Annotated in this window: 16 protein-coding genes; 14 read left to right on the top strand and 2 right to left on the bottom strand. The window is 74.7% G+C overall.

The features are described 5' to 3' along the window. Positions 1-91 precede the first annotated feature (91 nt). From ACWGJO_RS32490 to ACWGJO_RS32475, 4 genes are all read left to right on the top strand, one after another. Positions 92-442 (top strand): MGMT family protein, encoded by a 351-nt coding sequence (locus tag ACWGJO_RS32490; protein WP_387694918.1) that lies wholly within the window; start codon positions 92-94, stop codon positions 440-442. Positions 443-576: 134 nt separating this feature from the next. Continuing rightward, on the top strand, positions 577-3897 hold the full coding sequence (locus tag ACWGJO_RS32485) for an ATP-dependent helicase (RefSeq protein ID WP_452189256.1): 3321 nt from the start codon (positions 577-579) through the stop codon (positions 3895-3897). Positions 3898-3955: 58 nt separating this feature from the next. Then, the gene (locus tag ACWGJO_RS32480) at positions 3956-7222 is read left to right on the top strand and encodes a UvrD-helicase domain-containing protein (protein WP_452189254.1); all 3267 of its coding nucleotides are present in this window, start codon (positions 3956-3958) and stop codon (positions 7220-7222) included. A 191-nt stretch (positions 7223-7413) separates the two neighbouring features. Next, the gene (locus ACWGJO_RS32475) at positions 7414-8625 is read left to right on the top strand and encodes a PP2C family protein-serine/threonine phosphatase (RefSeq protein WP_452189253.1); all 1212 of its coding nucleotides are present in this window, start codon (positions 7414-7416) and stop codon (positions 8623-8625) included. Between the two features lie 15 nt (positions 8626-8640). Here the strand turns inward: ACWGJO_RS32475 and ACWGJO_RS32470 are convergent, their stop codons facing one another. Further along, a complete protein-coding gene (locus ACWGJO_RS32470; protein ID WP_452189251.1) occupies positions 8641-9612 on the bottom strand; it encodes an endonuclease/exonuclease/phosphatase family protein in 972 nt (323 codons plus the stop codon). A 79-nt stretch (positions 9613-9691) separates the two neighbouring features. On the opposite strand from ACWGJO_RS32470, the gene ACWGJO_RS32465 reads away from it, so the two are divergent. The 6 genes from ACWGJO_RS32465 to ACWGJO_RS32440 all read left to right on the top strand — a co-directional run bounded on the left by ACWGJO_RS32465 (position 9692) and on the right by ACWGJO_RS32440 (position 17732). Then, positions 9692-10318 carry a PadR family transcriptional regulator gene (locus tag ACWGJO_RS32465; protein ID WP_452189250.1) on the top strand — a complete coding sequence of 209 codons (627 nt, stop codon included), beginning with the start codon at positions 9692-9694 and terminating at the stop codon, positions 10316-10318. Positions 10319-10389: 71 nt separating this feature from the next. Beyond that, on the top strand, positions 10390-11154 hold the full coding sequence (locus tag ACWGJO_RS32460) for an ABC transporter ATP-binding protein (protein ID WP_452189248.1): 765 nt from the start codon (positions 10390-10392) through the stop codon (positions 11152-11154). Continuing rightward, positions 11151-14009, top strand: a complete 2859-nt coding sequence (locus ACWGJO_RS32455; RefSeq protein WP_452189247.1) for an FtsX-like permease family protein — start codon at positions 11151-11153, stop codon at positions 14007-14009. The genes ACWGJO_RS32460 and ACWGJO_RS32455 overlap by 4 nt, the downstream gene beginning before the upstream one ends. 201 nt (positions 14010-14210) lie before the next feature. Further along, positions 14211-15614, top strand: a complete 1404-nt coding sequence (locus ACWGJO_RS32450; protein ID WP_452189245.1) for a dipeptidase — start codon at positions 14211-14213, stop codon at positions 15612-15614. 70 nt (positions 15615-15684) lie between these two features. Further along, the gene (gene nudC / locus ACWGJO_RS32445; RefSeq protein WP_359915374.1) at positions 15685-16626 is read left to right on the top strand and encodes an NAD(+) diphosphatase; all 942 of its coding nucleotides are present in this window, start codon (positions 15685-15687) and stop codon (positions 16624-16626) included. Between the two features lie 266 nt (positions 16627-16892). Then, positions 16893-17732, top strand: coding sequence for a GntR family transcriptional regulator (locus ACWGJO_RS32440; protein ID WP_359915373.1), 840 nt, complete (start codon positions 16893-16895; stop codon positions 17730-17732). 41 nt (positions 17733-17773) lie between these two features. On the opposite strand, the gene ACWGJO_RS32435 is transcribed toward ACWGJO_RS32440, so the two are convergent. Continuing rightward, the gene (locus ACWGJO_RS32435; RefSeq protein ID WP_030058313.1) at positions 17774-18031 is read right to left on the bottom strand and encodes a mycoredoxin; all 258 of its coding nucleotides are present in this window, start codon (positions 18029-18031) and stop codon (positions 17774-17776) included. 164 nt (positions 18032-18195) lie between these two features. Between ACWGJO_RS32435 and ACWGJO_RS32430 the strand changes: the two genes are divergently transcribed. From ACWGJO_RS32430 to ACWGJO_RS32415, 4 genes are all read left to right on the top strand, one after another. After that, positions 18196-20463 carry an ATP-dependent DNA helicase UvrD2 gene (locus tag ACWGJO_RS32430; protein ID WP_452189243.1) on the top strand — a complete coding sequence of 756 codons (2268 nt, stop codon included), beginning with the start codon at positions 18196-18198 and terminating at the stop codon, positions 20461-20463. A gap of 270 nt (positions 20464-20733) precedes the next feature. Beyond that, entirely contained in the window at positions 20734-21192 is a 459-nt protein-coding gene (locus ACWGJO_RS32425) for a hypothetical protein (RefSeq protein ID WP_452177977.1), read from the top strand. A 170-nt stretch (positions 21193-21362) separates the two neighbouring features. After that, positions 21363-21731: a WhiB family transcriptional regulator gene (locus tag ACWGJO_RS32420; RefSeq protein WP_380358898.1), complete on the top strand. Its 369-nt coding sequence runs from the start codon at positions 21363-21365 to the stop codon at positions 21729-21731. After that, positions 21728-22126, top strand: coding sequence for a hypothetical protein (locus tag ACWGJO_RS32415; RefSeq protein ID WP_452189241.1), 399 nt, complete (start codon positions 21728-21730; stop codon positions 22124-22126). The genes ACWGJO_RS32420 and ACWGJO_RS32415 overlap by 4 nt, the downstream gene beginning before the upstream one ends. Positions 22127-22265: the final 139 nt, after the last annotated feature.

Raw genomic sequence — 22265 nt, 5'->3', positions numbered from 1 at the left:
GGCATGCCCCGGCGTCCCGTGCGGGACAGGGGGCGGATCGGGCGCGGCGGATCGTACGCACCGGGCCACGGACGCGCCCCTGTAAGGAAGAATGCCGCAGGTGACGGACGCAACACACGACGGTCTTCCGGACGCCCTGCCGCCGTTCGCCGAACTGGTGCTCGACCTGACCGAGCGGATTCCACCCGGCAGGGTGATGACCTACGGCGACGTCGCCGAATACCTCGGCCAGGGCGGCCCCCGACAGGTTGGCCGGGTGATGGCACTGTACGGCGGCTCGGTGCCCTGGTGGCGGGTGATCCGCGCGGACGGCCGCCTGCTGCCCGGGCACGAGCAGCGCGCCCTCGCCCACTACGGCGACGAGGGCACCCCGCTGCGCGAACTCGCCGACCCGCCCCGGGTCGACCTCGGGCGGGCCCGCTGGGACGGCTCGCCGGCGTAGACCGCGGCCGGGTCGCATTGTGCCGAAACCGCCGCGCGGACGGGAATGACGGGGCAGGATCGTAGGCTCGGTACGGGCGGGCCCGACGGGTCCGCCTCCGCCGTGCCCCACCGTTCGACCCCCAGGACCAGTTCGTGAGCTCCCCCTACCGGCTCGTGCGCAGCCCGCTCGTCCAGCCCGACCCACCCGTGCTGGACGCCTACCAGCGCGCCGTGGTCGAGCACACCGGCGGGCCGCTGCTGGTGCTGGCCGGCCCGGGCACGGGCAAGACCACCACCCTGGTCGAGGCGGTCGCCCGGCGGATCGAGGACGGCACCGACCCCGAGCGGATCCTCGTCCTCACCTTCAGCCGCAAGGCCGCCACCGAACTGCGCGACCGGATGTCCGGCCGGCTCGGCGGCTCGGCCGCCGCCCCGCAGGCCACCACCTTCCACTCCTTCTGCTACGCCCTGCTGCGCGCCCACCAGGACCCGGCGGACTACGCCGAGCCGCTGCGGCTGCTCTCCGGCCCCGAGCAGGACGTCATGGTCCGCGAGCTGCTGGCCGGCGGCGCCGAGGACGCCAAGCACGGCAGCACCCGCATCGAGTGGCCGCTGGACCTGCGGGCCTGCCTGACCACCCGCGGCTTCGCCGACGAGGTCCGCGCCGTCCTCGCCCGCAGCCGCGAACTCGGCCTCGGCGAAGCCGAACTGGAACGCTTCGCGCAGCGTGTCCAGCGCCCCGACTGGGCCGCCGCCGCGCACTTCCTGGCCGACTACCTCGACATCCTCGACCTGCGCGGCGTCCTCGACTACGCCGAACTCGTCCACCGCGCCGTGCTGCTCGCCGAGCGCCCCGAGATCGGCGAGCAGCTGCGGCGGCGCTACGAGGTCGTCTTCGTCGACGAGTACCAGGACACCGACCCCTCCCAGGTCCGGCTGCTGCGCCAGCTGGCCGGCGGCGGGCGCGACCTCGTCGCGGTCGGCGACCCGGACCAGTCGATCTACGCCTTCCGCGGCGCCGACATCAACGGCATCCTCGACTTCCCGCAGGCCTTCCGGCGGGCCGACGGCAGCCCCGCCGAGGTCAAGGTGCTGCGGGTCTCCCGCCGCTCCGGCGCCGTGCTGCTCGCCGCCTCCCGGGAAGTCGCCCGCCGGATGCCGATGGGCCGGCTGCCCGCCGACAAGCTCGCCCAGCACCGCGCCCTGCTGCCCTCCCGCGAGGGCGGCAGGGTCGAGGTCTACACCTACCCGACCCCCGGCGCCGAGCTGGACTCGATCGCCGACCTGCTGCGCCGCGCCCACCTGGAGGACGGCGTGCCCTGGGGCGAGATGGCCGTGCTCGTCCGGGCCGGCGCCCGCTCCATCCCCGGGGTGCGGCGGGCGCTCGGCGCGGCCGGCGTCCCGCTGGAGATCGACGGCGACGACCTGCCGCTGCGCGAGGAGCCGGCCGTCGCCCAGCTGCTGCTCGCCCTGCGGGCCTGCGCCGAGCAGGCCGCCCGGGACAAGCAGGGTGACCCGGACGCCCCCGACCCGCTCACCACCGACGTGGCGCACGCCCTGCTCACCGGCCCGCTCGGCGGCCTCGACGGCTCCGACCTGCGCCGGCTCGGCCGCGCCCTGCGCGAGGAGGAGCGCGCCGCGCTGCGCGCCGACGGCCGCCCCGCCGCCGTCCCGCGCCCGGCCGCCGAACTGATCCGCGAGGCCCTCGCCGAACCCGAGCGCCTCGTCGCCCTCGACCCCGCGCACGCCCGCCGCGCCCGCGACCTCGGCACCTTGCTGCGCAAGGTCCGCGAACAGCTGGCCGGCGGCTGCACCGCCGAGGAGGCGCTCTGGGAGCTGTGGGACGGCAGCCGGCGCTGGCGCGAGCGGCTGGAACGGGCCGCCCTGCGCGGCGGCGCGGCCGGCCGCAACGCCGACCGCGACCTGGACGCGCTGTGCGCCCTGTTCGAGACCGCCGCCCGGGCCGAGGAGCAGGTCACCGGCCACCGCAGCGCCCTGGACCTGCTCGCCGAACTCGAAGCCCAGGACATCGCCGCCGACACCCTCACCGTCCGGGCGGTGCGCCCAGAGGCGGTGCGCCTGATGACGGCCCACCGCTCCAAGGGCCTGGAGTGGCGCCTGGTCGTGGTGGCCGGCGTCCAGGACGGCCTCTGGCCCGACCTGCGCCGCCGCGGCTCCCTGCTGGAGGCCGACCGGATCGGCCGCGACGGCCTCGCCGAACCGCTCTCCCCGGGCGCCCTGCTCGGCGAGGAGCGCCGGCTCTTCTACGTCGCCGCGACCCGCGCCAAGGAGCGGCTGATCGTCACCGCCGTCAAGGCCCCCGCCGACGACGGCGACGAACCGTCCCGCTTCCTGCGCGAGCTCTACCGCGAGGACGTCGACCCCCGGACCGGCAAGGTGGTCCGCCGCACCCCGGCGGTCACCGTCGAGGACGTCACCCACCGCCCGCGCCGCCCGCTGTCCGTCGCGGCACTGGTCGCCGAACTGCGCGCCGTCACCGTCGACCCCGCCCGCTCACCCGAACTGCGCCGCGCCGCCGCCGAACGGCTCGCCACCCTGGCCGCCGCCACCGACGAGGACGGGATGCCGCTGGTGCCCGCCGCCCAGCCCGAGCGCTGGTGGGGCCTGGACGACCCCACCACCGCCCCCGAACCGCTGCGCGGCGCCGACGTGCCGGTCCGGCTGTCCGGCAGTGGGCTGGAACAGCTGGAGAGCTGCTCCCTGCAGTGGTTCCTGGACAAGGAGGTCAAGGCGCGCGGCGCGGGCTCGGCCGCCCAGGGCTTCGGCAACGTGGTGCACGCCCTCGCCGACGAGGTCGGCTCCGGCCGCACCCCCGCCGACCTCGCCGTGCTCATGGAGCGGCTGGACACCGTCTGGGACGCGCTGGCCTTCGACGCGCCCTGGAAGTCCCAGCAGGAGAAGACCGAGGCCCGCGCCGCCCTGGAGCGCTTCCTCAACTGGCACGTCCTGGAGCGCGGCCGGGACCTCGTCGCCACCGAGCACGGCTTCGACGTCACCCTCGACGTCGGCGGCGTCGCGGTGCGCATCCGCGGCTCGATGGACCGGGTGGAGAAGGACGCGGCCGGGCGCGCCTACGTGGTCGACTTCAAGACCGGCAAGCAGATACCCACCGACAAGTCGCTGCCCGAGCACAAGCAGCTCGCCGTCTACCAGCTCGCCGTCCGGGCCGGCGCCCTGAACGAGCTGCCCGGCTTCACCGGGCACCCGCCCGACACCGGCGGCGCCGAACTGGTCCACCTGCGCGAGCCCGCCGCCAAGGCCGCCGCGGACGCCCCCAAGGTGCAGCGGCAGGAGCCGCCGGAGGGCGAGCCCTGGATCGAGAACCTGCTCGCCGAGGCGGCCGGGAAGGTCCTCGCCGAGCGCTTCGTCCCGCGGACCGGCGCGGGCTGCGACCGCTGCGCCTTCCGTCGCAGCTGCTCCGCCCAGCGGGACGGCACCCAACTCGTCGAGTAGGGGGCGGGCGGGGAACGGCCGGGCGGGGTTTGTCCGTCGCTCCGGTTACGGTTGCGGGGTGACCGCCGTGCTCAGCCATCCCGACCAGCTCAAGGAGCTGCTGGGGATCCCGTTCAACCGGGAGCAGATGGCGGCCATCGGCGCCCCCCTGGAACCGGCCGTGATCGTGGCCGGCGCCGGCTCCGGCAAGACCACGGTGATGGCCGCCCGCGTGGTCTGGCTGGTCGGCTCCGGTGCCGTACGGCCCGAGGAGGTGCTCGGCCTCACCTTCACCAACAAGGCCGCCGGCGAGCTCTCCGAGCGCGTGCGGGCCTCCCTGCGTCTCGGCGGGCAGGGGGCACTCCCGGACGAGGACTGGGGGAGGGCGGCCGACCGGGCCGCCGCCGAGCCGCTCGGCGACCCGGAGATCTCCACCTACCACGCCTTCGCCGGGCGCCTGCTCAAGGAGCACGGCCTGCGGATCGGCATCGAGCCGGACGTCCGGCTGCTCGCCGACGCCACCCGCTTCCAGCTCGCCGCCAAGGTGCTGCGCACCGCCCGCGGCCCGTTCCCCGCCCTCACCGGCACCTTCTCCAACCTGGTCGCCGACCTGGCCGCGCTGGACGGCGAACTCGCCGAGCACCTGGTCGAGCCGCAGACCCTGCGCGAGTTCGACGAGCGGCTGCTGGACACCCTCGCCACCGTCAAGCTGACCAACGACGACCTGCGGGCCGTCCCGGTCACCGCCCGGGCCCGGCTGGAGCTGCTGCGCCTCGTCGAGGACTACCGGCGCCGCAAGCGCTCCGCCGGGCTGATGGACTTCGGCGACCAGATCGCCGCCGCCGCCCGCCTGGCCCAGCAGCGCCCGGAGGTCGGGGAGCTGCTGCGCGACCAGTTCAAGGTGGTGCTGCTGGACGAGTACCAGGACACCTCGGTCGCCCAGCGGCTGATGCTCGCGGGGCTGTTCGGCGCCCCCTCCGACGGCGCCCGCACCGGCAGCGGTCACCCGGTGACCGCCGTCGGCGACCCCTGTCAGGCGATCTACGGCTGGCGCGGCGCCTCCGTGGCCAACCTCGACGAGTTCCCCCGGCACTTCCCGAAGGCCGACGGCCGCCCTGCCGCCCGCTACGCGCTCAGCGAGAACCGCCGCAGCGGCGGCCGGCTGCTCGCCTTCGCCAACGAACTCGCCGCCCCGCTGCGGGAGATGCACGAGGGCGTGGAGGCGCTGCGCCCGGCCCCCGGCGCCGAGCGGGACGGTTTCGTGCGGGCGGCGCTGCTGCCCACCCACGCCGAGGAGGTCGACTGGCTGGCCGACTCGATCGCGCACCTGATTCGCACCGGCACCGCGCCCGGCCGGATCGCCGTGCTGTGCCGCGGCGGCGCGGCTTTCCCGGACATCCACGCCGCGCTGGTCGCCCGGGAGGTGCCGGTCGAGGTGGTGGGCCTCGGCGGGCTGCTGCAGCTGCCCGAGGTGGCCGACCTGGTGGCGGTCTGCGAGGTGCTGCAGGACCCGACCGCCAACGCGGCGCTGGTGCGGCTGCTGATCGGCCCGCGCTGGCGGATCGGCCCGCGCGACCTCGCGCTGCTCGGCCGCCGGGCCGCCGACCTGGTGCGCACCGACCGGCCGGAGGGCGTCGAGGCGCTGGCCGCGGCGGTCGCCGAGGCCGATCCGACCGAGGTGGTCTCGCTGGCCGACGCGGTGGAGACCTTCCTGGACCCCTCGGCCGGTGAGGAGGGGAAGCCCGACGAGCTGCCGTTCTCCGCCGAGGCCCGGGTGCGCTTCGCCCGGCTCGCCGTCGAGCTGCGCGAACTGCGGCGCTCGCTCGCCGACCCGCTGATGGACGTGCTGCACCGGGTGCTGTCCGTCACCGGGCTGGAGGTCGAACTCGCCGCCTCCCCGCAGGCCCTGGCCGCCCGGCGGCGGGAGACCCTGTACGCCTTCCTGGACGTCGCCGCCTCCTTCGCCGACCTCGACGGCGACCCGGGCCTCGCCGCCTTCCTCGGCTTCCTGCGCGCCGCCCAGGAGTACGACCGCGGCCTGGACAGCAGCCTGCCCGGCGGCGAGGACACCGTGAAGGTGCTCACCGCGCACAAGTCCAAGGGCCTGGAGTGGGACGTGGTGGCCGTCCCCGGTCTGGTGCGGGGCGCGTTCCCCTCGTCGAGCCCGCGCGAACGCTGGACGAGCACCAAGCGGGTGCTCCCGCACGCCCTGCGCGGCGACGCCGAAACTCTGCCCGACGTCCGCGGCGGGTGGAACGGGAAGTCGATGGCGGCGTTCAAGAAGGAGCTGGCCGACCACTCCGGCGTCGAGGAACTGCGCCTGGGTTACGTGGCGTTCACCCGGCCCCGGTCGCTGCTGCTGGCCTCCGGGCACTGGTGGGGGCCGAGCCAGAAGACCGTCCGCGGCCCGTCCGCCTTCCTGGAGCGGCTGCGCGAGCACTGCGAGCGGCCCGGCGCGGGCGAGGTCGAGCACTGGGCCGAGCAGCCGGAGAAGGGCGCCGAGAACCCGGCGCTGGCCGCCCCCGTCGAGCGCCCCTGGCCGCTGCCGCTGGACCCGGCCGCCCAGCACGCCCGCCGCCGGGTCGCCGGGGTGGTACGCGCCCGGGTGGCGGGGGCGCCCGCCCCCGAAGCCGAGGAGACGGCCCCCGAGGACCAGCGTCAGGTCGCCTCCTGGGACCGCGATCTGACGGCGCTGCTGGGCGAGTTGGAGCGGTCCCGGCGTACCGCGCGGGACGTGCCGCTGCCCGCCGCGCTGTCCGCCACCCAGCTGCTGCGGCTGGCCGCGGACCCGGACGGCTTCGCGCACGAGCTGGCCCGGCCGATGCCGCGCCCCCCGCAGCCGGCGGCCCGGCGCGGCACCCGCTTCCACGCCTGGGTGCAGTCCCGGATCGAGCCGCTGCTGCTGGTCGAGCCCGGTGCGCTGCCCGGCGCCGACGACGACGGCATCGAGGACGAGCAGGACCTGGAGCGGCTCAAGGAGGCGTTCCTGCGCACCCCGTACGCCCGGCGCAAGCCCCACCGGGTGGAGGTGCCGTTCCAGCTGGTGCTGGCGGGTCGGGTGGTGCGGGGACGGATCGACGCGGTCTACCGGGAGGACGACGCGTTGTCGGAATCCGGTGGTGCGTCACGCTACGAAGTGGTGGACTGGAAAACCCATCGGGAGGAGACCGCCGACCCGTTGCAGCTCGCGGTCTACCGGCTGGCCTGGGCCGAGCACGCGGGCGTCGATCCCGAGCAGGTCACGGCGTCGTTCCTGTACGTCCGCAGTGGCCGGATCGTCCGTCCGGCAGGACTTCCCGACCGAAAAGAGTTGGAACGGCTCCTGATCGGGAACAGTGACTATTGAGTCACGCAGAGCATCCAAGTCGTCATGCCAGTGCCCGAAACCTGTGCGTCATGCACGTTTCGCGCCTATTGTGGGGTCGGTAACCGGTCAACCCCCGTACTCCGGCCGCCAGCGAGGCCCGCATTCCCTGACCCTCAGTCATCACCGCAGGTGCCCTCGGGCATCGGCGTCTTCTGCTGGAGAGACCGAAGTTGAGCGCGACCGGATGGATCAGAGAGCGGTTCACCGGGCCGACACCGGGGCCCGCTCCACGCGCGACCGGCACCTGGCCGAGGACGGCGCTGGCGCTGCCGTTCCTCGGCATGGTGCTGATCGTCGCCCTCGACTACCTCAGCGGCACCGAGGTGACGGTCGAACCGGCCCTCACCGCTGTACCCGCGCTGGCCGCCGTGGTCAGCCGCCGGACCTGGTACCCGCTCGCCATCGGTCTGGGCACCGAGGCGGCGGCCTTCCTGATGGCCTTCCGCAGCGACACGCTCGGCGAGTCCGTGCACGCCGCCAGCGTCTTCGCGATCCTGCTCGTCGCCGCGATCGGCTGGGTCAGCGCCACCCTGAGGCTGCGCCAGGAGCGGGCGCTGGCCGACGCCCAGCTGGTCGCCTCGATCGCCCGCCGGGTGCTGCTGCGGCCCGTCCCCGAGCGGGTCGGCACCGTCCGGGCGGCCGTCCACTACGAGGCCGCCGCCGCGCACGCCCGGATCGGCGGCGACCTCTACGAGGTGGTCAACACCCGGCACGGGGTGCGGGCGGTGGTCGGGGACGTGCGCGGCAAGGGCCTCGGCGCGGTGGAGACGGCCGCCGCCGTGCTCGGGGCCTTCCGCGAGGCCGCCCACCAGGAGGCCGCCCTGGACCGGGTGGCCGGCTGGCTGGCCGTCAGCCTCGACCGCGCCCTGCACGAGAACGACCACCCGGGCGTGGAGGAGGAGTTCGTCACCCTGGTGCTGATCGGCGTCGGGCCCGACGGCGACGCGGAGATCGTCAACTGCGGTCATCCCGCCCCGCTGCTGCTGCGCGGCGGGGAGGTCCGGCCGCTCGAACTCGCCGAGACCGTACCGCCGCTGGGCGTCCTCGACCCGGTCGACGTCCGCCCGCCGGTGCACCGGCTGCTGCTCCAGGGCGACGACCGGGTGCTGCTGTTCACCGACGGGGTGATCGAGGCCCGTGACCGCGCGGGCGTCTTCTATCCGCTCGCCGAACGCTTCCCGCACTGCGCGGCCGGTCGCCCGGCCGACGTCCTGCGGCGGCTGCACGAGGACGTGGTGCGCCACGTCGGGCGCCAGCTCGGCGACGACGCGGCCATGCTGCTGCTCCAGTTCGACCCTCCGCACGCGCTCGGGCCGGGGGAGCCCCGGGCCGCCACCACCGTCCACCTCCCGCAGCAGGCCGGGGTCCTGGCGCGCCAGTAGGCGTCCGGGGCCGCCCTACAGCGACACCTCGACCAGCAGCGGGCGGTGGTCCGACACCGTCGCGCGCGGCGCCGCCGCCGGCCCGACCGCCGTGCGCGGCACGCCGATCCCCAGCACGTGGTCGAACTGCACCGCGGGCCGGTGCGAGGGGTAGGTCGGCGTGCGCGCCAGGTCGTACCAGCCCTGCAGGCGGGGGCGCGGTTCGCGCACCCGGCGCCGGCGCGCCTCGGTCAGGGCCGGCCGGGCCCGCCGCGCCGCCCGCAGCTCGCGCACCCGCACCCGCGGCGCGGTGCGCTCCAGCGCCGTCGCCCCGCCGAGCACCGTGCGGGGCACGGCCCCGACCAGGTTGAAGTCGCCCAGTACCAGGTACGGCTGCGGCAGGTCGGCGATCCAGCGCCGGATGCCGGCCAGCTGCGCCATGTTCCAGCCGGGGACGAAGGACAGGTGCGCCGCCACCACGGTGAACGGCCCGCGGTCGCCCTCCAGGACGGCCGCCAGAGCCGTCCGCGGCTCGTCCGGCACCGGGGTCAGTCCGCGCCGCCCGGCCACCCGCAGCGGCAGCCCGAACGGCGCCGGGGCGAACCGCCGGGCCCGCCAGTGCCGCACCGGGAGCCGCGTCAGCAGTGCCGTCCCGTACGAGGGCGGGGCGCCGTCGCCCACCTCGCCCGGCCCGTACACCCGCAGGCCGCCCGGCCCGGACGGCTCCGGCACCCAGCCCGCGACCGGCGCCGGGCGGCCGTGCAGGGCGGCGGCGAAGCGCCAGTCCTTGGCGCCCATGGCCGCGGCGGCCACCGAGGCCTGGTCGGTGCCGCCGGAGCGCGACTGGTACCGGTCGACCTCCTGGAGCGCCAGCACGTCGGCGTCCAGCGCGGCCACCGCCTCGGCCAACGGCTCGCCGGCGTCGGACGGGTAGGGCCGCGGGGCGCCGTCCGGGGCGAGTGGCTGGCCGTGCAGGAGGTTGAAGGTGGCGATGCGCAAGTGGCTCACACCGCACGACGGTACCCGCTCCCCCGACCGGGTGGGCGCGGCTTGAGACGGTAGGGCATACCGGGTATACATACTCGGTATGTCCATCCGTCACGGTCTGCTCGCCCTGCTCGACCAGGGCCCTCGCTACGGCTACCAGCTGCGCACCGAGTTCGAGGCGCGCACCGGCGCCACCTGGCCGCTCAACGTCGGGCAGGTCTACACCACGCTGTCCCGGCTGGAGCGCGACGGGCTGGTCGAGCCCGCGGGGGAGGACGGCGACGGCCACCAGTTCTACGCCGTCACCGACGCGGGCCGGGAAGAGCTGCGGACCTGGTTCGACACCCCGGTACCCCGGACCAACCCCCCGCGCGACGAACTGGCGATCAAGCTCGCCATGGCGGTGACCGTCCCCGGGGTCGACGTCTCCGCCGTCGTCCAGGGCCAGCGCCGGCACAGCATCAAGGCGCTCCAGGACTACACCCGGCTCAAGGGCCGCGCCCTCGCGGGGGAGAAGCGCCCCGGCGCGACGCCCTCCGCCAGCAACGACCTGGCCTGGCTGCTCGTCCTCGACCAGCTCATCTTCCAGACCGAAGCCGAGATCCGCTGGCTCGACCACTGCGAGACCCGGCTCGCCCAGCAGGCCGAACTCCTGCAGACCCGCACCGCCGAGGCCGCCCGCGACGGCGCCGCGCCCGCCAAGCGCGGGCGCCGCCTGCGCGCCTGAGCCCGCGCGGCAACCGAACCACCACGCTCGGCCCCGACGCCGAGCGCACACCCAGTACGAGGGGGGAATCCATGTCCCACACCCAAGAGGCCCGGCAGACGCCGGTGCTCCACCTGGAGAACGTCACCCGCGTCCACGGCCACGGCGCCGCCGAGGTCCAGGCCCTGCGCGGCGTCGACCTCAAGGTCCACCCCGGCGAGTTCGTCGCCGTCATGGGCCCCTCCGGCTCCGGCAAGTCGACCCTGCTCACCCTGGCCGGCGGCCTGGACACCCCGAGCGGCGGCCGGGTCCTGGTCGAGGGCGTCGCCCTCGGCGAGCTCGACCGCAAGAAGCTCGCCCGGGTCCGCCGCCGCTCCGTCGGCTACGTCTTCCAGGACTACAACCTGATACCGGCGCTCACCGCCGCCGAGAACATCTCGCTGCCGCGCGAACTCGACGGGCTGTCCACCCGCGCCGCCCGCCGCGAGGCCGTCGCCGCCCTGGAGGAGCTCGGCATCCCCGAACTCGCCGACCGCTTCCCCGACGACATGTCCGGCGGCCAGCAGCAGCGCGTCGCCATCGCCCGCGCCCTGATCGGTGACCGCCGCCTGGTCCTCGCCGACGAACCCACCGGCGCCCTCGACTCCACCACCGGCGAGGCCGTCCTCGCCGTCCTGCGCGCCCGCTGCGACGCCGGCGCCGCCGCCATGATGGTCACCCACGAGGCCCGGCACGCCGCCTGGGCCGACCGGGTCGTCTTCCTGCGCGACGGCCGGATGGTCGACGAGTCCGTCAGCCAGGACGCCGCCAGCCTGCTCGTCAGCGCCGCCACCAACAGCCTGAAGGTGGACGAGTGAAGCTCAGCGCCTGGCGGGTGGCCCTGCGCATCGCCCGCCGTGACGCCCTGCGCGCCAAGGGCCGCAGCGCCCTCGTCATCGCCATGGTCGCCCTGCCCGTCCTCGGCGTCACCGGCGCCGACGTGGTCTTCCGCAGCGCCGAACTCACCCCCGCCGAACACGCGACGCGGGTCATGGGCCAGGCGGTCGCCGAAGTGCACATCGTCGAACGCGGCACCTCCGTCAAGCAGGCGCCCGACCCCGAGAAGGGGCTCACCATCCAGAGCCCCAAGGACGATGCCAAGAACGGCGAAGCGCCCAAGTACACCCCCGCGCAGCAGCGCTCCCTCGACACCGAACCCGTCGAGCTGGCCCGTCAGTTGCTCCCGGCCGGCGCCATCCTGGTGCCCGAGCTCTCGGGCCCGTACACCGCCGCGAGCAGCGCCGAGGGCGTGCTCAGCACCCGGGTCGGCGAGGCCGACCTGACCGACCCGGTCTGGCGCGGCCGGATCGACCTCTACCAGGGCCGGGCCCCCGCCGCCGACACCGAGGCCGCCGTCACCCGGGACTTCCTCAAGCGCTCCGGGCTCAGGATCGGCGACAGGACCGCCGTCCGCGGCCTGGAGAACAGCCCCTTCACCATCACCGGCGTCTACGAGTACCCCGGCGAACTGCGGGCCACCGAGCTCACCGCCCGCCCCGGCGCCCTGCTCGACCGCCTCCCCAAGCCGTCGGGCGGCTCCGACGCCTCGACCGAGGACCCCGGCGGGACCACCCGCTGGCTGGTCAAGCTCCCGGCCGGGGCCTCGATCGACTGGCCGAAGGTCAAGGAGTTCAACGAGTACGGCTTCCAGGTGGCCTCGCGCGCCGTGCTGGCCGACCCGCCGGCCCGCGCCGACGTCCCCTACTTCGTCGAGCAGAAGCAGGACAGCGGCGGCACCAGCTACTTCAACCGGACCGACATCGTCATCCTCGCCACCGTCGTCGGGATGGCCCTGCTGGAGATCGTCCTCCTCGCGGGCCCCGCCTTCGCCGTCGGCGCCCGGCGCTCCCGGCGGCAGCTCGGGCTGCTCGCCGCCGCCGGCGGTGAGCGCGCCAACGTCCGCGCGGTCGTGCTCGGCGGCGGCATCGTCCTCGGCATCACCGGCGCCGTGCTCGGCCTGGGCCTGGGCATCGGCCTGGTCGCCCTGCTGCGCACCGCCGCCGAGGAACGCTCCGGCCAGCGCTTCGCCCACTTCGCCCTGCCGCCGCTCGACCTGCTCGGCGTCCTCATGGTCGGGCTCGTCACCGGCCTGCTGGCCGCCGTCGTGCCCGCCGTCCAGGCCTCCCGGCAGGACGTCGTCGCCGCGCTCACCGGCCGTGACACCCTCAAGCCGCCGAGCCGCAGGCTCGCCGTCGCGGGACTGCTGACCCTCGGCGGCGGCGCGGCCCTCGCCCTCGTCGGTGCCACCAGCGGCGTCGGCAACCGCAGCTTCGCCGTCCTCGGCGGCTCGGCCCTCGCCGAGCTCGGCATGGTCGCCCTCGTGCCCTACCTGGTCGGCCTGTTCGGCCGGCTCGGCCGCTGGCTCCCGCTCGGCCCCCGGCTCGCCCTGCGCGACTCGGTGCGCCACCGCGGCCGCACCGCGCCCGCGGTGGCCGCCGTGATGGCCGCCGTCGCCGGCTCCGTGGCCGTCAGCGTCTACATCGCCAGCTTCGAGGAGCAGTACCGGCTGGATTACACCGCCTCCGGTCCGTCCGGGGCCGTCATCCTCGGCAACGGCTGGCTGTCCGACGCCAAGCTGCTGCCGCAGATGCGCGAGGCCGTCGAACGCAGCATCCCCGACCTCGGCCCGCGCGCCGACGTCCGGCGCGTCCAGCCGAAGGTCGACTGCTCCGAGGGCAGCTACTGCGGCTACGTCAGCGTCGAGCTGCCCAAGGAGGACCGCTGCCCGCTCATGGACTCGGGCGACTCCCTCTCGCTGGCCGAGAGCGAGCACGTCATGAGCACCGACAAGCGCTGCCAGACGGACCACCGCCGCAACAACCCGTTCAGCCAGGTCACGGCCGGGGACGCCACCCTGCTGCACAACCTCTTCGGAGTCACCGACCCGGCCCCGGGCCAGGCCCTCGCCGCCGGCAAGGCCGTGGTCTTCGACGCCCGCTACATCAAGGACGGCAAGACCGCCCTGCGGTTCAGCACTCCGGTCACCGGCAACGGGAACGGCCCCGCGAACAAGCCCGTCATCACCGAGATCGCCGTGGACGCCGTCCTCGCCGAGCCCGCGCTGGCCGCCCCGGCCCAGGCCGTGATCAGCCAGGACACCGCTACCCGGCTCGGCTTCTCCACCGCCCCGACCGGCTCCGTCTGGCTGCCCGGCGCCATGCCCTCGGACACCGCCCAGCAGAAGGCCGACGGCGCGCTGACCAAGCTCGTCGACCACGACGTGCTCAAGATCGAGCGGGGCTACGAGTCCCCGGCCGGACTGATCCAGTTCGGCCTGAACGCCTTCGCCGGCATCGTCGCCCTCGGCGCGGCCGGCATCGCCACCGGACTGGCCGCCGCCGACTCCCAGCGCGACCTGACCACCCTCGCGGCGGTCGGCGCCGAGCCCCGCATCCGGCGCTCGCTGTCCGGCTTCCAGTGCGGGGTGATCGCCGCGATGGGCGCCCTGCTCGGAGTGGTCTGCGGCGTGGTGCCGGGAGTGGCGCTGCGCAAGGTCGAGGCCGCGGCGAGCAGCTACCCCGGGATGAGCCCCGAGGAGATCGCCAGCAAGGCGGCCCTGGTCTTCCCGTGGCCCACCATCGCCGCCACCGTGCTGCTGCTGCCGGTGCTTGCGGCCGGGCTCGCGGCGCTGATGACCCGCTCGCGGATCACCCTGCTGCGCCGCTCGGGCTGAGGCCCGCGCCGCCCCGGGCCCTGGGCCGCCCCGGGGCCCGCGTCGGTCCCGGGGCCCCGCGCCCGCTCGCCCCGTCCCCGTCCGCGTCACCCCCGTCCGCGTCCTCGTCGCGGCGGGGGTGACGGAGGTTACAGCCCCGACGGCGCCCGGCAGCCGGACGGCCGGGGCGGGCACCCGCACGGGCGAACTACAGTCGTCGGTATGACGAGAACCCCGGACAGCGCCGTCCGCTCCTACATCGACCGGCACCAGGCCGCCTTCCTCGCCGACCTCGCCGAGTGGCTGGCCATCCCCTCGGTCTCGGCCGATCCGGACCGGGCCGGCGACGTGCGGCGCTCGGCCGAGTGGCTGGCCGCCAAGCTCGGCGAGACCGGCTTCCCGGTGACCGAGGTGTGGGAGACCGAAGGCCTGCCCGCGGTGTTCGCCGAGTGGCCCTCCGGGGACCCGTCCGCGCCGACCGTCCTGGTCTACGGGCACCACGACGTGCAGCCCGCGGCGCGGGAGGACGGCTGGGACACCGAGCCGTTCACCCCGACCGTGGTCGACGGCCGGCTGTACGCGCGCGGCGCCGCCGACGACAAGGGCCAGGTGTTCTTCCACACCCTGGGCGTGCGCGCCCACCTGGCCGCCACCGGCCGCACCGCGCCGGCTGTCAACCTCAAGCTGCTGATCGAGGGCGAGGAGGAGTCCGGCTCGCCGAACTTCGCCGAGCTGGTCCGGCGCGAGGCCGGGCGGCTGGCCGCCGACGTGGTGGTCATCTCGGACACCGGCATGTGGTCCGCGACCACGCCGACCGTCTGCACCGGCATGCGCGGCCTGGCCGACGCCCAGATCGACCTGTACGGGCCGGACACCGACATCCACTCCGGCTCCTTCGGCGGCGCCGTCCCCAACCCGGCCCAGGTCGCGGCGGAGCTGGCCGCCGGCCTGCACGACGCCGACCGCAGGGTCGCGATCCCGGGCTTCTACGACGGCGTCGTCGAACTGACCGGGACCGAGCGCGAGCTGTTCGCCGAGCTGCCCTTCGACGAGGAGCAGTGGCTGCGGGTCGCCAAGTCGTACGGCACCCGCGGCGAGGCCGGCTACTCCACCCTGGAGCGGATCTGGGCCCGCCCGACCGCCGAGGTCAACGGCATCTGGGGCGGCTACACCGGCCCCGGCGGCAAGACCGTCGTCCCCGCCTCGGCGCACCTCAAGCTGTCCTTCCGGCTGGTCGCCGGACAGGAGGTGGAGAAGGTCCGCGAGGCGGTGCGGGCCTGGGTGGCCGAGCGGGTGCCCGCGGGCGTCCGGTACGACCTGGTCTTCCCTGGTGCGACCCGGCCCTGCCTGACCCCGCTGGACCACCCGGCGCTCCAGTCCACCGTCCGGGCGATGGGGCGGGCCTTCGGCCAGAAGATCCTCTTCACCCGCGAGGGCGGCTCCGGACCCGCCGCCGACCTCCAGGACGTGCTGGGCGCGCCGGTGCTGTTCCTCGGCATCTCGGTGCCCTCGGACGGCTGGCACTCGGTCAACGAGAAGGTCGAGCTGGACCTGCTGGCCAAGGGCGTGGAGACCGCCGCGTACCTCTGGGGCGACCTGGCCGAGAACTTCCGGCCGGGGGCATGACCCCGGGTTCGAGCACCATGGCAGCCAGATCACTCATCCGGATGATTCACCACGTGGGGATGGAACAGACGTGAGCACCGTGCCTGAGACCGAGCGCCCGCTGCACCTGGCACTGGCCCGGTCCGGGGTGGACCGGGCGGCCGAGCACCGCCTCGACGAGCCCTGGCTGGCGGCGGCCTGGAGCCACCCGAGCACCCGGGTCCTGCCGATCGCGGGCGGCGAGGCGTTCGTGGTCGACACCGCGCAGGGCACCGAGCTCGTGCTGATGCCCTCCTTCGAGGCGCCGCAGACCGGCGACCGGTACTTCCTGGGCACCGACGAGGACGGCGTCTCGTACTTCGCGCTGGCGGGCGAGAGCCTGCCCGGGCGCCTGGACGGCGATGCCCGCCCGGCCGGGCTGCGCGAGGTCGGCGGGCTGCTGTCCGACCGGGACGCCGGGCTGCTGGTGCACGCGGTGGCGCTGGAGCACTGGCACCGGCTGCACAGCTTCTGCTCGCGCTGCGGGCACCCGACCGAGAAGGCCGGCGCCGGGCACGTGCGGCGCTGCACCTCCTGCGCGGCCGAGCACTACCCGCGCACCGACCCGGCGGTGATCATGGTGATCACCGACGAGCAGGACCGCTGCCTGCTCGGCCGCCAGGCGCTGTGGCCGGAGGGCCGCTGGTCCACGCTGGCCGGCTTCGTCGAGCCGGGGGAGTCGATCGAGCAGGCGGTGGCCCGCGAGGTGCAGGAGGAGGCGGGCGTGCGGGTCGGCGAGGTGCGCTACGTCGCCAGCCAGCCCTGGCCGTTCCCGTCCAGCCTGATGCTCGGCTTCCTGGGCCGGGCGCTGCCCGGCGGCACCGAGATCACCGTGGACGGCGAGGAGCTGGCCGAGGCGCGCTGGTTCTCCCGCGAGGAGCTGCGGGCCGGGATGGAGGCGGGCGAGATCCTGCCGCCGTCCGGCATCTCGATCGCCCGGCACCTGGTCGAGCTCTGGTACGGGGAGCCGCTGCCCTCGGCGGCGCGCTGGTAGCCCTGCGGTAAAGCGGTCCGTACGAAGTGGTCCGTACGAAGTGGTCGGCCCGAATGGTGCCCGGACCAAGGGGGCGCGTGGAGAATTCCGCGCGCCCCCCTTTTACTCCGCAATCCCTTCCCGAATTCGCCACGACCAGCTGTTCGTATCCGGACGGGCCAGTTCTGCTACCGGGAGGGGCTCACAGGGCTCCGAAGTCAACCCGCGCGGACGATATTGCCGGAAACGGCTGAAACCGGCTCGCCGTGCTCGCTACATTCACGAGGGTGACAATCCCCCGGGGCACCGCCCAATCCCCCAAATACCAGCGCCTCGCCGCCGACCTGCGCCGCCGGATCGCCGAGGGCGAGTTCACCGCCGACGCGGCCCTGCCGGTCGAGAGCGAACTGGAGCGCCAGTACGGCGTCGCCCGCAACACCGTCCGGCTCGCCGTCGACGTCCTGGTCAACGAGGGCCGCCTGGTCCGCCTCCAGGGCAAGGGCACCTACCTGCGCGAACACCCCGTCCTGGACCACCGCGCCTACGGGCCCGGTCTGACCCCCGCGCCGCGCGACTGCCTTGCCGCGCCCTCCGCCGTCTACCTCGGCGAGGCCGCCGAGGCCGGACGGGAGCTCGGCACCGACTTCGAGATGATGATCGTCCGGGCCCGGGTGGACATCGCCGAACGGCTCGGACTGCGCCCCGGCGAGGCCATCGTGGTCCGCCGCCAGCTGCGGCTGCTCGACCGCGAGCCCTACTCCATCGAGGAGAGCCACTACCGGGCCGGCCTCGCCGCCGGCACCCCGCTGATGGAGCCCGACCCCGTCGAGGGCGGCGACGAGGCGGTGCTCGCCACCCTCGGACGCACCGAGATCGGCGCCGTGGACCACCTGGTCGCGCGGATGCCCGGCCCCGAGGAGGCCCAGTGGTTCCAGGGCGGCCCCGGGGTGCCGCTGATGGTGCAGACCCGCGTCACCTACGACCGGCGCGGGCCCGTCCGGGTCATCGAGACCCGCTACTCGGCCGACCGCAGCCGGCTCGTCTACGGCGTCGGCGACCTCGGCGCCCGCACCACCCTGCCCGCCCCCGCCGCGCCCGTCGACCCGGCCCGGGCCGACGCGCCGTGACGCGCGCCGGCCCCCGGCGGCCCGGGCCGGACCCAACGGCCTCAGGCCGCCAGGGCCTTCTTGACCTGCAGCAGGCTCGGGTTCGTCATGACGACCCGCTCGCCGCCGCCGGCCGGCGTCACCAGCACCGTCGGAACGGTCTGGTTGCCGTTGTTCACCGACTCGACGAAGGACGCCGACGCCGGGTCCTCCTCGATGTTGATCTCGGTGTAGCCGATGCCTTCGCGCTCCAGCTGGCTCTTGAGTCGGTTGCAGTACCCACACCAGGTCGTGCTGTACATCGTCACGGTGCCGGACATCGAGGGGGCTCCTTCGAAAGAGAGGTGCGTACGGTCTCCGGAGGCAACGTCCACCGGGCGGTGGGCATTCCGGTATGCCGTCGACCGTCGTACGGAGCGATCATCCTGCGATCGCACCGGGCCTGTGGACAACCCCCTCCGCGATGTCCCACCGGGCTGAGAGGATGGAAAGCATGCAGGAAGACCTCTTGAGCGGCAGCCCGTACGACGGCACCCATGGCTCCCCCTGGGCCGACCCCGGCGCCGCGACGGGCCCGGACGCCGTGCTCGCCGGGCTCGACCCCGAGCAGCGCGCCGTCGCCACCGCCCTGCAGGGCCCGGTCTGCGTCCTGGCCGGCGCCGGCACCGGCAAGACCCGCGCCATCACCCACCGGATCGCCTACGGCGTGAGCAGCGGCGTCTACCACCCCCAGCAGATCCTCGCCGTGACCTTCACCGCCCGCGCGGCCGGCGAGATGCGCGGCCGGCTGCGCCAGCTCGGCGCCGAGGGCGTCCAGGCCCGCACCTTCCACGCCGCCGCGCTGCGCCAGCTCCAGTATTTCTGGCCGCGCGCCGTCGGCGGCCCCGTGCCCCAGCTCCTGGAACGCAAGGTCCAGCTGGTGGCCGAGGCGGCCGGCCGCTGCGGCCTGCGCGTCCAGCGCACCGAACTGCGCGACCTCACCGCCGAGATCGAATGGGCCAAGGTCACCCAGATCGCCCCCGAGGACTACCCGGTGGCCGTCGCCAAGTCCGGCCGCGAGGCCCCCCGCGACCCGGCCGAGACCGCCCAGGTCTACCGCGTCTACGAGGAGGCCAAGAGCCGCCGCGGCAGCATGGACTTCGAGGACGTCCTGCTGCTCACCGCCGCGATCCTGGAGGACCGCCCGGACATCGCCGACCAGGTCCGCTCCCAGTACCGGCACTTCACCGTCGACGAGTACCAGGACGTCTCCCCGCTCCAGCAGCGCCTGCTCGACCAGTGGACCGGCCCGGACGGCGGCGCCAGCCTCTGCGTCGTCGGCGACGCCAGCCAGACCATCTACTCCTTCACCGGCGCCACGCCCGACTACCTGCTCAACTTCCGCAACCGGCACCCCGGGGCGACGGTGGTCAAGCTGGTCCGCGACTACCGCTCCACCCCCCAGGTCGTCCACCTCGCCAACGGGCTGCTCTCCCAGGCCCGCGGCGAGGCCGCCCGGCACCGCCTGGAACTCGTCTCCCAGCGCGAGGCCGGCCCCGAACCGGTCTACACCGAGTACGAGGACGAGCCCACCGAGGCCGAGACCACCGCCCGCCGGATCAAGGAGCTGCTCGCCGCCGGAGTGCGCGCCAGCGAGATCGCGGTGCTGTTCCGCACCAACGGCCAGTCCGAGGTCTACGAGCAGGCCCTCGCCGACCTCAACGTCCCCTACCAGCTCAAGGGCGCGGAACGGTTCTTCGAACGCCCCGAGGTCCGGGACGCCGGCGTGCTGCTGCGCGGCGCCGCCCGGGCCGCCTCCGACCCGCTCACCGACGACGCCCCCGACCTGGCCGGCCAGGTCCGCGCGGTGCTGGCCACCCGCGGCTTCACCGCCGAGCCCCCGGCCGGCTCCGGCGCCGTCCGGGACCGCTGGGAGTCGCTGGCCGCCCTCGTCCGGCTGGCCGAGGAGTTCGAGCGCACCCGCACCGAGGCCGGCCAGGGCACCGACCTCTCGGCCTACGTCGCCGAGCTGGACGCCCGCGCCGCGGCCCAGCACGCCCCGGCCGTCGAGGGCGTCACGCTCGCCTCGCTGCACGCCGCCAAGGGCCTCGAATGGGACGCCGTCTTCCTGGTCGGCCTCACCGAGGGCACCCTGCCGATCATCTACGCCAAGACCGACGAGCAGGTCGAGGAGGAGCGCCGCCTCCTCTACGTCGGCGTCACCCGCGCCCGCAAGCACCTCAGCCTCTCCTGGGCGCTCTCCCGTTCCCCGGGCGGCCGGGCGAGCCGCAAGCCCAGCCGCTTCCTGGACGGGTTGCGCCCCGGCTCCACCGCTCCCGGCGCGCGCACCGGCGCGCGCGGCGGGCGAGGGGGCGTCGAGCCCGGCGAGCGCTCCGCCGCGCGGCGGGTCCGCGGACCGGTCAAGTGCCGGGTCTGCGACAAGGTGCTCACCGAGGCCGTCGAGCGCAAGCTGCGCCGCTGCGAGAGCTGCCCGTCCACGATGGACGAGGGGCTGTACGAGCGGCTGCGCGAGTGGCGGGCCCGGCAGGCGAAGAAGCAGGGCGCGCCGGCCTACGTGGTGTTCACCGACGCCACGCTGATGGCGATCGCCGAGGACGTGCCCGCCGGCCGCGGGGAGCTGGCCGCCATCTCCGGGGTCGGCGCCCTGAAGCTGGACAAGTACGGGGCGGCCGTGCTCTCGTTGTGTGCGGGGGAGGAGCCCGAGGAGGACCCGGACGACGTCGAGGACGGCGGTTCGGACGGTCCGGCCTGAGCCGGTCCGGGCATGGTCCAGGAGGCCGCTTCGAGGGTTTCGGAACCCGTTGTGTGACGTGCCGAAGAACTCGCGTGAAAAATAGTTTGCGCCGCGTACCGGGAGCGCAATAGCCTGCCGGAGCGGTCAAGGGGACGCGGTCGCACGGGGTGAAACCTGTGCTGATGCCCCTCGCCCGAGAGCTTCACCACAGCTTTACCGAGACAGACATCCGAACATTCGGAGCCAGGGAAACCAGGCTCCGCGAGACGCCGAGAGGAGGCGAAGACAGTGGGAAACATCATGATCACCAAAATGACTGGCCAGACCGTTGTCGCTGCCTCCCTGCGTGCCGCCCGTCTGCGGGCGCTCGCCGAGCTCGGTGGAACCGGTCTGGGTCTCGACACCACCGGTGTCTCCGTCGCCCCCGTTGTCAGTGGTCCTGGACACACTGATCTGTGCCTCACGGGCAGCAGGAGCGTCGACGGCACCACTGTCGAGACCGGTCTGTCCCGGGGCTGGGCCTCGTTCGGCACGCCGTGCTCCCTGCGCGACGAGCGACCGACCCAGGCGCCGAAGGCGGCCGTAGCCGCCGCCATGCATGGCGGCTATGCGCAGGTCATCGGTGCCGAAAACGCCCAGAAGCAGAACGAGCAGCAGATTAACCAGGCCACGGCCGCCTTTACCGGCGCCGAGGCCGTCCGGATGTGGGCCTTCCGCGGCCCCGAACCCTGGAGAGAACGAACCTGAGCCAGCCTCAGGTCGGCACCTCCAGGGCCGCGGAACCCGTCACACCGGGATCCGCGGCCCTTCTGTTTTGTCCGGTACGCAAGACCACCCAGGCCCTCCGGGGCCTCCGGCCCAGCACCACCAGTCACCTGGGCCGGAACCACTGAGAAAAGACGAGGAAGACGCCCACAGTGTCCACGGTCATCACACCGCCCACCCCGTCCGTACCGCCGACAAGCCAGATCACCCAGGCCGACCAGGCCGACCCCCCGGAGGTTCCTTCCATGCAGCTCAGCTCGATCGAGCAGGCCGAGTCCCTCGGTCTCCCCATCCCCTGCCGCGCCTTCGACCCCGAGGTCTTCTTCGCCGAGACGCCGGCCGACGTCGAGTACGCGAAGTCCCTCTGCGGCACCTGCCCGGTGAAGGAGGCCTGCCTGGCCGGCGCCCTGGAGCGGCGTGAGCCGTGGGGCGTCTGGGGTGGCGAGCTGTTCGTCCAGGGCGTCGTCGTGGCCCGCAAGCGTCCCCGTGGCCGTCCGCGCAAGACCGAGGTCATGGCGTGAACCCCGCCCACGGCGCCAGGGTCGTCCGCCGGGGAGAGCAGCCCCCGCTGGACAGCGCCCTCCGCCGATCCGTGCGGATCGCCGCCGCCAAGGCCGACGCCGCAGCCCGCATCCCGTTCCCGAGCAAGCACCACGAGCAGGACCACCACATGAACCCCGCCGCCGTCGATCCCACCGCCCGCGCCGAGCAGGCCACCGAACGTCAGACCCAGAACAGGATCCTCGAAATGCAACTCCTCCACGAATCCCTGGCCCGTGCCCATATGCAAGACAGGCTGCACGAGGCCGAGAACCAACGGCTCGTCAGCCGGGTCGCCCGGGCCCGCAGGCTCAGGCAGCGGGCCGAGCGGGCCTCGATGCGGGCCCGCAAGGCGCTCGCCGTCGCACTGATGTAGGGCCTTCGGCCCGGGGCCGTCCTCGACAGGCCCCTCCCGGACTCCGGTCCACCCCCGTCGTGGGGGGGGGGGGGGGCCCCCGGCGGGGGGGGGGGCCCGGCGCGGGGGGGGGGCGCGCGGGGCAGGCGCGGGCGCGCGC

The organism is Kitasatospora sp. NPDC054795, assembly GCF_053611565.1.
The sequence above is the reverse complement of the archived record's forward strand: the minus strand, read 5'-3'. Positions and strand labels throughout refer to the sequence as shown.

Bases quoted from the DNA above. Each gene is read 5' to 3' on its own strand.
- ACWGJO_RS32490 (WP_387694918.1), top strand. From the start codon at position 92: ATGCCGCAGGTGACGGACGCAACACACGACGGTCTTCCGGACGCCCTG.
- ACWGJO_RS32465 (WP_452189250.1), top strand. From the start codon at position 9,692: ATGTCCATCCGTCACGGTCTGCTCGCCCTGCTCGACCAGGGCCCTCGC.
- ACWGJO_RS32460 (WP_452189248.1), top strand. From the start codon at position 10,390: ATGTCCCACACCCAAGAGGCCCGGCAGACGCCGGTGCTCCACCTGGAG.
- ACWGJO_RS32450 (WP_452189245.1), top strand. From the start codon at position 14,211: ATGACGAGAACCCCGGACAGCGCCGTCCGCTCCTACATCGACCGGCAC.
- ACWGJO_RS32435 (WP_030058313.1), bottom strand. From the start codon at position 18,031: ATGTCCGGCACCGTGACGATGTACAGCACGACCTGGTGTGGGTACTGC.
- ACWGJO_RS32430 (WP_452189243.1), top strand. From the start codon at position 18,196: ATGGAAAGCATGCAGGAAGACCTCTTGAGCGGCAGCCCGTACGACGGC.